The organism is Rhizobium sp. USDA 4016, assembly GCF_056279705.1.
In genome coordinates, this window is the sequence record NZ_JBWCCY010000004.1 from 2139275 (window position 1) to 2151337 (window position 12063).

Here is a 12063-nt window from a genome sequence, read left to right on the forward strand (position 1 = left end):
CCCTCTCCTGGCATTTCGCCAAAGTCAGTAAAGCGGCTCCTCATAGGCGGGCTTGCCGTCTACGAGCAAGCTGCGGATCTGAGCCGTGCCATCGCTTGAAATACGCGCAGCAATCGAAACGCTGCCGTCCTGCCGGGCCTCCTCCAGTGGCTTGCCTTGGCCTTCCGGCACATAATAGCGTTCGATCCCGTATTCGGCGCGGATCGTGTCGGCCGTGCGCACACCGTAGCTGTAAAATGGACGGCTTTTGAGCACGGCGCTTTCCGCTGCCTCGGGGAGCGGCTGGAACGACGATTCGGCGATTGCCCAAAAGCCGTCCGGCTGCTTTTTCAAGCGGACCCAGAGCGTCTGCTCGCCCGGTACGGTGGGCAGTTCGCCAACTACCGTCTGTGCCGGAACCGACGAAATCTCGTAATTCAGCACGACGTAGTCGCCACGCAGGAAATCACGTGGATCGACAGGTGTCGTCTTCAGCAGGACTTCGGTGCCGCTACGCAGGATCGCCGCGCGGCTTTCGATTATGTATCCCAGAATGATGGTCTGGAGGGCGGCAGCAATGACCGCCGCAATCAGGTAAGCCCTGCCCGATTGACGTTTTGAAGACAACGCATTCATTCCGTCACCTCCGTCGACCTTGCACCGAAACGTCTCTCGAGGCGGATCACCACCCAGGCGACGATCGCCACCAGCAGACCGGACAGAAGAAAGAGGCTCGACGTTCCGAGGATCGAACCGACTGTGACGGAAGCAAGATAGAAAACCTCGGCGGCAAAGGTGGCGTAGGCAAGATAGCGCACGGCGCCGTTGTCTCGGCCCTGCAGCGCGATCGCAAGCACGGCCATTGCGAGCGTTGCCATGCCGACCACAACAAGCGGCCAGCTTTCATCGTGCTCTATGTTGAGCAACAGCAATCCGACTGCCGCCACCAAGAATGCGTAAAAGGCCGGCGCAGCACCCGCAGTCCTTATGAATGCAAGGCCACGCAGCGGCGGCAGGCTGACGGCCACGAACGCGGCCATGCCGCAAAGCACGAAGGCGAACGCCATCCGGATATCTTCATGCAAGGTGTAGAGCCATGCAAGCCAGCCCACAGCAAGCAGATAGGCAAGATGCCGTGCACGATCGGCGCCGGTAACGCGCCCCAGTGCGACAATGACCACGGCCATGACGGGCGGCGCCCAGGGATCGAAGCCCACCCAACGCGCGCCGTAGTCCGTCAGATAGACAGCGAATGAGGCCCAGGACAGAAAGCCGGCTATGGCAGTCACGGCACCTGAGCGGAAGAGCGCGGCAGACACGGTCGCGACCGCGAACCAGAGATACATGACAGTCTGCTCGTCACCCGACAGATGATACATCTGGCCGATGAGGGAGATCGCGCCGCCGAAGCTCAGGGCACCGACGACGAGGAGGCCGCGCGCAACCGCCGAAGCCCCTCGGGCAAACAATAGTGCGGCGCCGAGATAAACAGCCCAGATCAGGGCGAGGATCGCGCCGACGCGGACCAGCCGCGGGATCGCCTCCCAGTTGGAGGCGATGAGCAGCAGGACTGCCGCCGCAAGCAAGACCGCGGCAAGCACCATCAGCACATTGCCGAGACTGAAACTTGCAGGCCGGCTGTCATATTCGACAAGCAGCAATTCCGCCATCGCCTCGGGCAGCAGACCCTTTTCCACCCAGAGCGACAGATCCCGCTCCAACCGTCCCCGATACATGCCTGCCTCCGTGCCGATTCCAGCGGCTTTCCCATCAAATCTTATAGACGGAGCAGCGTCTTTCGCAATCTCCCGAACCTATGCCGTTCAAGATACTTCACTGTGCGAACTTGGTACGGAATTAACCGGGCATTAACAGCAGCGAGCTAGTATAGTTGCAGATAAGGCATGCATGAAACGCATGGCCACCATGAAAATATTGCACTGCAAAATAATCATTAGTCATACTATATTGACGATCAAGAAGCGCGGGTATGGCAGCCCGGCCCGGTTTACCGGATGCCTGCGGATATGATGTCCGCAACGAAATTCGGAGCAGCGCACTCCTCCTCCCAGCGCCCTCCGATAGACTGACAACACTCCTCCTCCCAGTTGTCAGTCACCAACATGACGCCCACCGGATCCTCCCCCGGTGGGCGTTTTGGTTTGCGCGGCATAAAACGATTAGCCTGCCAGTTTGCAAGGATTTCGCCGAGATGCTCGCCAAGTCGTGGAACGCCCGGCTCCGACGGTTTGGGAAACGCGCCGGTCTCTTGCCAATACCAAAACTGTGTCGAAGGGCGAGATGGTGCTGATTCGAATTTGAGAGCGACCATAGCGGCAGCGATGCCGGCTGACGGCGATTTGAGCAATCGAGCTTAATGCCATGCCCGCCAAAAAAACATTCTGCCTATTCGTTGACCAGAAGGCGCCGGATTCACGTAATTTCCCGCCAGAGACTTGCGTCGAATGCATAGGTGGAATGAAATCTTGTCTCTGTTAGTTCTTCGCGGCGCAACATATATTCTGGTCATCAAACGCAAGCCAGCGCTGATGGGCAGCAGCTGGCAGATGGCAAGCCCTCGGAAAGGGGATTAAAATGAACTTCACACGCTCGTTCAACAACTGGCGCAAGTACCGTCAGACGGTTACCGAACTCGGCCGCATGACCAACCGCGAATTGCACGACCTCGGCATCGACCGTTCGGACATCCATCGCGTTGCTCGCGAGGCTTCTGGCCGCTAATTCAAGGCGATCGGCGCCCTCCCAAGCTGATCTCCTCCTTCAAAACGCCCGGTGCCTTCGGCAGCGGGCGTTTTCTTTTGTTCAAATTTAACTTTCGCAACAGTTGCAGCGAAAAACGCCTTCTCTTTACAGCTCAAAAAATGGCTCCTGCGTATTTATCGTGCACCACATTGCACAAATGCATAGCAGATGCCTTTTCTTTGCACTGCACAATATGACCGGGAACCACTATATGAATGTCAACCGCAGAGACGGCGATGGCGCCGCCCGCGAGGCAACGTTCTAAGGAAGATGACAATGAACCCGATCCGCATTGCTAAGAGCTGGATTAGCTACCGCCGCACGCTCAATGAGCTGGGCAACCTTTCGAACCAGACGCTCTCCGACATCGGCATCAGCCGCTACGAGATCCGCAACATCGCATCCCGCTCGTTCCGCTAATCGCGGCAGGCGTGATACACCAAAAACGGCGCCGCTTTGGCGCCGTTTTCGTTTTAGGCCCTGTCAGCCCCAGGCGCTGTGCGCCAGCGAAACGAGCAGCCTCGATCTCTCAGTTGGCGAAAACGTGGGCCTGGTGGGAATATTTCCCGATCGGTTAACTCTCCCACCACCTAAGCACCCGCATCGCCCGGAGGGTCACCCATCGCGAGGGCTCGCCCTGCCCGTCGTCGACCTCGAACCACACCCGCCCCGTCAGGCTCCAGTCGAGCGGCCAGGTGCCGTTCTCCAGGCGTCTGGAACGGACGTGGCCGATAGCCTCGCCATGTCGCGGGTCGGGATCGGCGCCGGTCAACATCGCAGAGAAGCGGAAATAGTCGAGCGCACGCAAGACGTCGTAGCGCCAACGGTTCGGATGCAGGAAGCGCAGATACCGCTCGTCTGCCGGCTCACCCGTGCCGAGGCGGCGGAAGAGGTTGCGCTCCAGGAGATACTCCTCGCCAGACCTGCGAGCCTCTTGAGATTGACGCGTACCCCCCGTGGCTCTCTCGTACTCCAGGAGCCCTTCCAGCACGTTGATCGTGCTGGCGAATGACGAGCGGACCGAGCCGTTGAGCCTCTCACAGTTCCAGCCGCCGTCAGCGAGACGCTCGCCTACCAGCCTGTCGACAATGGACGAGACGTCAACCCCAAAATAGGCGCCATCGGCAACGGTCCGGCCATTGATGCACTCCTCGACTTCGCCCTCCCAGTAGGGCTGGCCGCCCTCATCCCAACGTGCGTTAGCGCCGATCAATTCGACAGTTCGTTTGGCCCGATCCGACGATGGATTGAGACCAAACTCCCGCAGCTGCGACAACGAAAAGGTCGTGGCCGTCCACGGCTGACCGTGCTCCTTCCACTCGCGAGGATCAAAATCGGCTGGGACGAAGGAGCCGCCCGCCCATTGCCCGTCCTCGTCCTGGTAGGAAAGAAGCCTGGCGCCCCAGCCCTCGGTCTCCACCTTCGTCCGCTCCGCCGCCCACTCCGGCTCCGGGGCGTCAATGAGGTCGCGCATCACCTGCCATCGGATCGATGGGTCGGAGTGGAGAAGCCAGTCGATCACCGAGCCAGAGTGTGTCATGTCGGGCGTGCCTATCAGCAGATCGATAGCTCGCTTATAATCCACTTCTGCTGGCCTGCGCCAGCCCGGTGCATTCGTGAGAAACCGGGCTAGCCATCCACAGCTCTTGGTCGATGACGCCTAGTTCGTCTCGTCGCCCTTGATGACCCTCCAGTTGGGACGGCCGAGATTGAAGGGCCAGGCATGGACGTCGCGGTCGTTGAAATAGACGACTTCTTCCAGTTTCGGAAAATCGCTGTGCTTCAACGTCACGGTATCGATCCACGGCCGCATGTAGGCGTCTCTCCCTTCATAGCCCAGTTCGGCTACCCAGATGGGCTTGCCGTATCCCGAGACTCGGCGGTAGCCGTCCGTCAGCGCCTGGCGGAAGTCACGCGGACCGCCATAAGCGAGTGTGTCGTAGGGCTCCAGGCCGAAGACGGAGAGGCCAACGAGATCGACATAATCGTCACCCGGATAGTAGGCATCGAGTCCGTCCAGTCCCTTCGGCGACCACATCACTTCCACCCCAGGTGCCTCGGCACGCACGATATCCATCATCCGCCGGTATGCGGTGACATAGTCGCGCGGGTTCCAGCCAGCCCAGGAGAACCGGCTGTTCTGATCTTCCATTTCCTGCCCCCAGCGGACGATGACCGGGCTCTTGAGCTTTGTGATCATCTGGGCGATCGCACGCATGTTGCCATCGTAATCGCCGCGCAGGACCTTCTGGCGCAGCTCATCGGAGGTCAGCCGCCAGTCGACATCCCATGACCAGGGTTCGACGGAAATCAGCAGGTTGCGTCCCCTCGCCTGCGCATAGGCGTCTGCCGCCTTCAGCGTTTCGAGATCGACGTCTTCCCACGGCAGGAACAGGTGTTCGGTCGCGACACCTTGCTGCGACGTGAAATCGCCGTGCGGGTCATAGGCGCCGAACTTGATGCCGTCGGCATGCAGAACGGGACGCTTGTCGACGATTGTCTGGTTCAAGGATGCTGGAACTCCAGCTGCTTCCTGCGCCAGGCTCGGCGTTACGGCGTCAGCTGCGACCGACAGCAGCAGCGCGATCGCGGTGGCCGAGACTATTCTTTCCCTTAGCTTCTTCATGGCTTTCTCTCCTTACCTCCGAGCCATCAGCTTCTGCCTGTAGGCAGCCGCATTGGCGCTAACGGTGTCGGCCGGCACGAGCTTCAGATATTCATCGCCGGCGCGCGCTGAGGCGTGGCGGAAGATGTACCAATTGCCGTCGGGCTGGCGCTTCTGATAAATCACCCTGCCGATCTTGCGGTGACCGAAGCAGGTACTGACGCGGGCCGGGCCTTCTTCGTTCGTCCAGGTGGCGCGCATGCACATCTGTCCGAGATCGTCTACGGCCCATCGGCCATCGGCTACCCATTGGTTTCCGCCGTCGTTCGTCCAGGCGACGAAGCGGCGGCCTTCGTCCATGAAGCGGCCGCCGCCGGTGCCCCAGGTCCAGGTCTTGTCGCGATAGAGCTGGTAGAGTTCGTAGGCGCTGAGCGGCATCGGCGCTTTCTTCGATTCGGCTTGCGCTGCCGCGCCTGGCAAGCAAAGTGCCAGGCTGAGGACGGCGGCAGCCACCGCGCCATATGTTCTTGTTCCTATTCTCATTGCGCTCTCCTTCAACCGAAGCGCTCCCGCCGACATGGCTTTGACTCTACGCGCTCGGCTCCACTCTCTCTGATCCTGCGGCAGCCTGCTGCCGGAACCCATTCCACTTGAAGCGGAATTTGACGATCCGCGTCTTGCCGCCGCCGAGACCGGCACCTGCGACTGCGTATTTTGCTTCCGTGAAACTGACGATGACCTGGCCATGCGACAGCGCTTCGAGGCTGCTCAGGCCGTGCAGGCGGATTTCGCCGCTGCCGGCGACAAGAAGCGTCAGCGCGCTGGCCGCCACGAGCCTTAGACCGCGTGAGCGGGGCATAAGCGGCAAGCCGTTCTCGCGTGCGTGGTGCGCAACGATCAGCATGGTCAGCGCGGCATAGATCACGGCGTTGATGCCGGCGAAGATATAAAAGCCGCGGGCAGCGCCTTCGGCAGGTGCCAGCACCATCGCGGCAAGGGAAATACCCGCCAGCAGCACATAAGGAAGCAGAACGACCGGCGGCAGCGTCCTCTGCGCTTGCGTGCCCTTCGGCGTGATGCGGAAATCGACAAAGGAGCCGGTGACGTGATCGCGTAGCGCAGCCAGGCTTCCGGCAAGCGACCACGGCCAGCGTAGGAGAACGAAGGCAATGCCTTCCCAGCCGAAAAGCTTGGCGTCATATGGCCTAAAAGTTGCGCTGCGCCTCCAGAAGAGAGCAAGCGCAATCAGCACCAGAGACAGCGGCGAGAAATGCAGCAGGAAGTCCGGATAGGTGACGCCGACGAAGACGTGACCTGTCAGCAAGGCCAAGACCGGTAGGGCGAACATGAGCGCCATGAACGCCGAAAACAGCGGATACCAGACCTGCGAAAACAGGAACTGGAACTTCAGCTTCAGCGGCAGCTTCGGCACGTAAGTGCGCGAATATTGCAGCAGGATCGTCACCAGGCTCCGCGACCACTGGAATTCCTGGACGACGAGATCGGCAAACGTCGCCGGGCCGTCGCCATGGGCGATCGCATCGAGCGCATGCACGCCGCGCCATCCGCCGGCATTCATCATCAGCGTCGTCGAGTGATCTTCGGCAAGCTCCGGCCCGAGGCCGCCGATCTGACGCAACGCTGCGGTGCGCACGGCATAATGCGAGCCGATGCAGAGCGGCGCCCAGCCGCCATTGTAACCCGCCTGAAGCGAACCATGCAGGCTTGCCTCGGCATAGAGCCTGCCTCTTGCGGCCCAACTGTCGGCGGCATTCGCATCGCAGATGCTGGGAGCCGAGACATAGCCGACGCGCGGGTCGGCGAAGGGCTTCATGACTTCCTGCAGATAGGTAGGCTCCGGTACGTGGTCGGCATCGAACTGCGCCACGAAATCATAGCGGTCATAACCGTAGCGATCATAAAAATAAGCAAGGTTGCCTTCCTTGCAGCGCGTCCGGCGCGGCCACTCAGTGCGGTGATAGGCGGCAACGCCCTTGCGCGTCGAAATGAAGATGCCATGCCGGGCGCACCAGCGCTTCGTCTCTTCCGCCGGATCCTCGTCGGCGAGCCAGATGTCGAACTCGACGCCTTTCTGATCAAGCATGGCGAGCAATGTCTTTTGCACCACCTCGAAGGGCTCGGACGGCACCTTGGTGACCACCATGGCGATGCGGCCCGCGGGGACGGCTGCCCAAGGCTTCATCCGCTTCGCATTGACGAAGATGAAGATGAAATAGGCCGGGATCAGCGTGACCCAGGCAACGGTCGCCGTCGTCATGATGAATGCCGGCGTTGAGATCACATGGACGGGCTGCAGCCACCATGTCCAGAAATAGGCAAGCGCGGCGAGCCAGCAGGCGACGCCGAACCAGTAGGCGGCGCGGCTCCAGCCTGCAAAGATGGGCTCGAGCGCGTCCTGCCTAGCAGCACGAGCCGCCGACCTTCTCTGTCTGGTCACGAATGGCGCCACGTTCATGCGCGTACCTCCAAACCGAAGGTCGGGCTCGCCGTGCGGATGATCGTGTCGATGTCGGAGAACTGCGGCGTGAAGCCGAGAACCGCCCGCGCCCGTGCGGTGTCGGCAAAAAGCACCGGCGGGTCGCCGGCACGGCGGATATCGTAGTGAACGGGAACCTCGTGTCCGGTGATGCGATGAATGGCGCTCAGTATCTCGCCGACGGAGGTGCCATGGCCGGAGCCGAGATTGACTCGCAGCGTTTCGCCGCCGCTTGCAAGGTAGTCGACGGCGGCAAGGTGGGCCTGCGCGAGATCGCTGACATGGATGTAATCGCGAACACAGGTGCCATCCTCGGTCTCGTAGTCATTGCCGAAAACCTCCAGGCACGGCAGACGGTGTGCAGCCGCCAGCAACGCCCGCGGGATGAGATGCGTTTCAGGTTCATGACGCTCGGCAAGATCGCCCTGCGGATCGGCGCCGGCGGCATTGAAATAACGCAGCGACACGAAACGAAGGCCATAGGCGGCGGCATAATCCTCCAGCGCCATTTCGAAGATCAGTTTCGTTCGTCCGTATGGATTGACCGGCAGCTGAACCATCTCCTCGCGGATCGGCAATGCCGCCGGAATGCCATAGGTCGCGCAGCTGCTCGAAAAGACGATGCGATCGACTTGCTGGTCCAGGCATGCTTCCAAAAGCGCAAGGCTGCCGGAAACATTGTTGCGATAGTATTTGCGCGGATCTGCGACGGACTCGCCGACATAGGCATTCGCCGCGCAATGGATGACGCATACCGGCTCGAACCTGCCGAGCGCCTTTTTCAGGGAGCCGACATCGGCGATGTCGGCATCGATCAACGGACCCCAGCGAACGGCATCCTGATGGCCGGTCGAGAGATTGTCATATGCGACCGGCGTGAACCCCGCGCCGGCCAGCGCCTTGCAGATGTGGCTGCCGATGAAGCCGGCACCACCCGTGACGATGATGGTGGGAGACATCTCATACGGCCTCCGCTACCTTTGCCGCGGAAAGACGTGCCTCGAAATATTCGATCGTCTTTCCAAGGCCGGTTTCCAGCGCGACACGCGGCTGCCAGCCGAGTTTTGCCTGGGCCCGCGAGATATCCGGCCGCCGCTGTTTCGGGTCATCTGCGACCCGAGGCAGATGAACGATACGCGAGCGCGAGTTCGTCATCTCGCGGATCATCTCGGCGAGCTGGCGCACCGGGATTTCGGCCGGATTGCCGAGATTGATCGGCCCTGTGCATTTCTTCCCGGCGTTCGAGAAACGAAGGAACCCTTCGATCAGATCGTCGACATAGCAGAAGGAACGGGTCTGCGAGCCATCACCGTAAATGGTGATGTTCTTGTTCTGCAGCGCCTGGACGATGAAATTCGAGACCACGCGGCCGTCATCCGGACGCATGCGCGGCCCGTAGGTGTTGAATATCCGCCCGACCCGGATATCGACGCCGTAGGTTCGATGGTAGTCGAAGAACAGCGTCTCGGCACTGCGCTTGCCTTCGTCATAGCAGGCACGCGGACCGACCGGGTTGACGTTGCCGCAATAGCTCTCCCGCTGCGGGCTGTGCTCCGGATCGCCGTAGACCTCGGAGGTCGAGGACTGCACGATCGTCGCCCCGTTGCGCCGTGCGAGATCGAGGGCATTGACGGCCCCGAGCACATTGGTGAGCAAGGTTCCAACCGGATCGCGCTGATAATCCGGCGGAGATGCCGGAGACGCGAAATTGAAAATCAGCGCCGCATCGACGTCAAACGGACTGCGAACATCGTGCTCGATGATCCGAAAACGTGAAAATGGCCGGAGATGGTGGACGTTCGATCGGCGGCCGGTCGAGAAATTATCCAGGCAGATAACTTCGTGGCCGCCCTTGAGAAGCCGCTCGCACAGGTGGGAGCCGAGGAATCCCGCGCCTCCGTTGACGAGTACTTTTTTCGGTGTCCGGCCCGATAGATTATCATAACCGGAACATATTTCGTTGGGAACGAAACTACGCATTACAAACCCCTTCCCAATAGGATCAAGAACACTGATCCCTGTATTTCTAACAGATCTCCTTCAGCCTCCAGAATTACTCCGAAGTAGAATAGATAAATACTTGAGCTGCTCGAGTAGAACTACGCACTTCCTGTCAATTCAAGTCTATCTATGGTTGATGATATTACGCTTTTATATTCCGTCAATGTGAAAAGCGCGGGTTATATCGAATTGATTACTCTAGTAATACAGTTGAGACAGGCGTGTTTAATCCTGCTTAACCATGTTGGATTTGGAATAGAATCGACAATGCAAGCTTCGCTCAACCAATACGTTCTAGACATGGGAGCGGAAGGCAGGCAAAAGGCTGCCTTGTTGAGGGGAACGAGCGATGCGGAACTTCGATTTCACCGGAATGCGGACGTCGGATGCCGTTCGCAGGACTGCGCTAGTTTTTGGGCTGATGCTCATCGCTGCCGGACCGATTTCCTGTGCGGCCGTCGATGACGACCTGGCAGTTGCGTCCAATGTAAAGCCGGCAAAAACCGTGGTTGCCAAGGTGCCGCGCACCAGCAAGGTCTACAGCTATGCGGTGGCGAGCAACAAAGCAGCACCGGTGAGCGCGGGGTCCAAGGTTTATTATGGGTCCGCGCCCTGGATCTGCACGCCGAGCGGGTTCGGCCAGAAGTCGCGCTGCTTCGCGCGACCGGCCACCTGACGACCCTGAGGGTCTAGTTTCGCCACCTGCCCGCTGCGTTGGCGGCTTCATTGTTGAAGAAGCGTGAAGCGGCCTCAGTGCGGTTGCGGACATTCATCTTCTTATAGATGTTGCGCACGTGAACCTTCACTGTGTTTTCGGAAAGGTGCAGCTCATCGGCGATGATCTTGTTCTGCGTACCCTTGCAGATCAGGTCCAGGATCTGGACTTCGCGGGTGGTGAGCGCGGAAAGATCGCCTTGTCGTAGCCTCAGCGCGCCGGCACTGGCTCCAGCAACCGACTTCGTCTCGTAAAGCGATTTTTCCGGCTGCGCGGCTGTGAGCCGGTTAAGCAGCGCCGACGGGAAATGCTCGCCGCCCTTCATCAGAAGGTCGACCGCAGCCATAAACACGTCGAGGCGGAGATTGAGCGGCAGCACGCCATCGATGACCCGCGCTTCGACCAGCCGGTTTATATAGGGCTCCAGCATGTCGATCGCCTCGACGACGAGACCGATCGACGTCGACGGATGGTTTTCCCGCACGACCTGAAGTGCCTCGTTCAGTTCGGTGCCCGCTATATGATAGAAGAGTACGAGCTTGGCGTCATTTGCGTCGTTTTCCAGCATGGCCTTTGAATAGCCTTTGCTCACCACTTCGCAGCCTGCGAATTTCTTCGCCAAAGCCTCTGCCAGGCATTCGGAGAACAAATCCGCATTTGCAATGACCAGTATTGTATCTCCGGCCGGGCCGAACTTTCGGCTTTGGTCGGCATCCCCCGTCTTTGACGCCGTCATGAACATTTACGCCTCCCCATAGCGTTACACGTTACAGATGCTTTGGGCGATTATGTGAAAACACCCAAAGAGGTGTGCCCTAAAAATTTCCGTCTTAGTTAGTTAGCCATTTCTTAATTATGGTAATATGAACAGATACGAAAATAAATGGCCCAAATGGGTTAGTTTTTGCAGATTTAAAGTGATATTTCCTATTGTTCCGGTTGTATCGGCGTAAGTACAGCTAACTTGTGGGCTATATGTTCCAATATTTTTGCCTCGAAATGGTATTTTGTGTGCCAATATAAAAGACAGACTATTTTTGGTATTTTACCATCGCGGCAGCGAACTAAGAAGTTACTTATGAAAACGTACTGGCCGCAAAACCAGCAAGCTGAACCTTCGGAACGCCAGGCCAGCGGCCTTGCGGCATCAGTATGCCAGGGCGCGACTGGATGCCCGAGTGCTTCGCTGGTCTATTTTCCATGATTACTTCCGGCTGCTTGCAGTAATTCCTGATTCGCTAGCCCGAATTGGTATCTATCAACATAATATTTTCTCGGCCACAGTCGCATCGTTGCCAAATGGCGACATGGGAGACGTCGAATACCACCTAGTGTCTGCGGTATCGCGGCGCCTTAGCTGGGGTAACTCAAAGAAATAAGTGCATCAAGTCTGCAATCTTACATTGCGGATCAGGATACCTGCGCCTTTGTACTTAGTAACGCGCAGTTCAATGAGGGTTTGATCTACAAACCGGAACATCAAACGCAGGTGACAAGGTAGTG

Annotated in this window: 13 protein-coding genes; 3 read left to right on the forward strand and 10 right to left on the reverse strand. The window is 59.0% G+C overall.

The genetic code is table 11. From position 1 onward, the window contains the following. Nucleotides 1–24: 24 nt before the first annotated feature. Nucleotides 25–615 (reverse strand): GDYXXLXY domain-containing protein, encoded by a 591-nt coding sequence (locus tag ACZ9DP_RS25855; RefSeq protein ID WP_194729585.1) that lies wholly within the window; start codon nt 613–615, stop codon nt 25–27. Continuing rightward, nucleotides 612–1715 carry a DUF2157 domain-containing protein gene (locus ACZ9DP_RS25860; protein ID WP_476203978.1) on the reverse strand — a complete coding sequence of 368 codons (1104 nt, stop codon included), beginning with the start codon at nt 1713–1715 and terminating at the stop codon, nt 612–614. Before ACZ9DP_RS25860 ends, ACZ9DP_RS25855 begins: the two co-directional genes overlap by 4 nt. Nucleotides 1716–2574: 859 nt before the next feature. Between ACZ9DP_RS25860 and ACZ9DP_RS25865 the strand changes: the two genes are divergently transcribed. Continuing rightward, on the forward strand, nt 2575–2721 hold the full coding sequence (locus tag ACZ9DP_RS25865; protein ID WP_022715389.1) for a DUF1127 domain-containing protein: 147 nt from the start codon (nt 2575–2577) through the stop codon (nt 2719–2721). Here the strand turns inward: ACZ9DP_RS25865 and ACZ9DP_RS25870 are convergent. Continuing rightward, nucleotides 2718–2858 carry a hypothetical protein gene (locus tag ACZ9DP_RS25870; protein ID WP_476203979.1) on the reverse strand — a complete coding sequence of 47 codons (141 nt, stop codon included), beginning with the start codon at nt 2856–2858 and terminating at the stop codon, nt 2718–2720. The genes ACZ9DP_RS25865 and ACZ9DP_RS25870 overlap by 4 nt on opposite strands. A 160-nt stretch (nt 2859–3018) precedes the next feature. Between ACZ9DP_RS25870 and ACZ9DP_RS25875 the strand changes: the two genes are divergently transcribed. Next, nucleotides 3019–3162 (forward strand): DUF1127 domain-containing protein, encoded by a 144-nt coding sequence (locus ACZ9DP_RS25875; protein WP_074061123.1) that lies wholly within the window; start codon nt 3019–3021, stop codon nt 3160–3162. Between the two features lie 154 nt (nt 3163–3316). Here ACZ9DP_RS25875 and ACZ9DP_RS25880 read toward each other — a convergent pair whose 3' ends face one another. From ACZ9DP_RS25880 to ACZ9DP_RS25905, 6 genes are all read right to left on the reverse strand, one after another. Then, the gene (locus tag ACZ9DP_RS25880; RefSeq protein ID WP_476203980.1) at nt 3317–4282 is read right to left on the reverse strand and encodes a squalene cyclase; all 966 of its coding nucleotides are present in this window, start codon (nt 4280–4282) and stop codon (nt 3317–3319) included. Between the two features lie 120 nt (nt 4283–4402). Then, entirely contained in the window at nt 4403–5368 is a 966-nt protein-coding gene (locus ACZ9DP_RS25885) for a glycoside hydrolase family 26 protein (protein WP_476203981.1), read from the reverse strand. A 12-nt stretch (nt 5369–5380) separates the two neighbouring features. Beyond that, a complete protein-coding gene (locus ACZ9DP_RS25890; RefSeq protein WP_476203982.1) occupies nt 5381–5890 on the reverse strand; it encodes a DUF995 domain-containing protein in 510 nt (169 codons plus the stop codon). A 46-nt stretch (nt 5891–5936) separates the two neighbouring features. Then, the gene (locus ACZ9DP_RS25895) at nt 5937–7823 is read right to left on the reverse strand and encodes a glycosyltransferase family 2 protein (RefSeq protein ID WP_476203983.1); all 1887 of its coding nucleotides are present in this window, start codon (nt 7821–7823) and stop codon (nt 5937–5939) included. Beyond that, the gene (gene galE, locus ACZ9DP_RS25900) at nt 7820–8803 is read right to left on the reverse strand and encodes a UDP-glucose 4-epimerase GalE (RefSeq protein WP_476203984.1); all 984 of its coding nucleotides are present in this window, start codon (nt 8801–8803) and stop codon (nt 7820–7822) included. The genes ACZ9DP_RS25895 and galE overlap by 4 nt, the downstream gene beginning before the upstream one ends. A gap of 1 nt (nt 8804) precedes the next feature. Next, nucleotides 8805–9824, reverse strand: a complete 1020-nt coding sequence (locus tag ACZ9DP_RS25905) for a UDP-glucuronic acid decarboxylase family protein (RefSeq protein ID WP_476203985.1) — start codon at nt 9822–9824, stop codon at nt 8805–8807. Between the two features lie 370 nt (nt 9825–10194). Here ACZ9DP_RS25905 and ACZ9DP_RS25910 point away from each other — a divergent pair, with 370 nt between their 5' ends. Further along, nucleotides 10195–10521, forward strand: a complete 327-nt coding sequence (locus ACZ9DP_RS25910; protein WP_239598988.1) for a hypothetical protein — start codon at nt 10195–10197, stop codon at nt 10519–10521. Between the two features lie 13 nt (nt 10522–10534). Here the strand turns inward: ACZ9DP_RS25910 and ACZ9DP_RS25915 are convergent, their stop codons facing one another. Then, nucleotides 10535–11302, reverse strand: a complete 768-nt coding sequence (locus ACZ9DP_RS25915; RefSeq protein WP_476203986.1) for a helix-turn-helix transcriptional regulator — start codon at nt 11300–11302, stop codon at nt 10535–10537. Nucleotides 11303–12063: the final 761 nt, after the last annotated feature.

Bases quoted from the DNA above. Each gene is read 5' to 3' on its own strand.
- ACZ9DP_RS25855 (WP_194729585.1), bottom strand. From the start codon at position 615: ATGAATGCGTTGTCTTCAAAACGTCAATCGGGCAGGGCTTACCTGATT.
- ACZ9DP_RS25860 (WP_476203978.1), bottom strand. From the start codon at position 1,715: ATGTATCGGGGACGGTTGGAGCGGGATCTGTCGCTCTGGGTGGAAAAG.
- ACZ9DP_RS25865 (WP_022715389.1), top strand. From the start codon at position 2,575: ATGAACTTCACACGCTCGTTCAACAACTGGCGCAAGTACCGTCAGACG.
- ACZ9DP_RS25875 (WP_074061123.1), top strand. From the start codon at position 3,019: ATGAACCCGATCCGCATTGCTAAGAGCTGGATTAGCTACCGCCGCACG.
- ACZ9DP_RS25880 (WP_476203980.1), bottom strand. From the start codon at position 4,282: ATGACACACTCTGGCTCGGTGATCGACTGGCTTCTCCACTCCGACCCA.
- ACZ9DP_RS25885 (WP_476203981.1), bottom strand. From the start codon at position 5,368: ATGAAGAAGCTAAGGGAAAGAATAGTCTCGGCCACCGCGATCGCGCTG.
- ACZ9DP_RS25890 (WP_476203982.1), bottom strand. From the start codon at position 5,890: ATGAGAATAGGAACAAGAACATATGGCGCGGTGGCTGCCGCCGTCCTC.
- ACZ9DP_RS25895 (WP_476203983.1), bottom strand. From the start codon at position 7,823: ATGAACGTGGCGCCATTCGTGACCAGACAGAGAAGGTCGGCGGCTCGT.
- galE (WP_476203984.1), bottom strand. From the start codon at position 8,803: ATGTCTCCCACCATCATCGTCACGGGTGGTGCCGGCTTCATCGGCAGC.
- ACZ9DP_RS25905 (WP_476203985.1), bottom strand. From the start codon at position 9,824: ATGCGTAGTTTCGTTCCCAACGAAATATGTTCCGGTTATGATAATCTA.
- ACZ9DP_RS25910 (WP_239598988.1), top strand. From the start codon at position 10,195: ATGCGGAACTTCGATTTCACCGGAATGCGGACGTCGGATGCCGTTCGC.
- ACZ9DP_RS25915 (WP_476203986.1), bottom strand. From the start codon at position 11,302: ATGTTCATGACGGCGTCAAAGACGGGGGATGCCGACCAAAGCCGAAAG.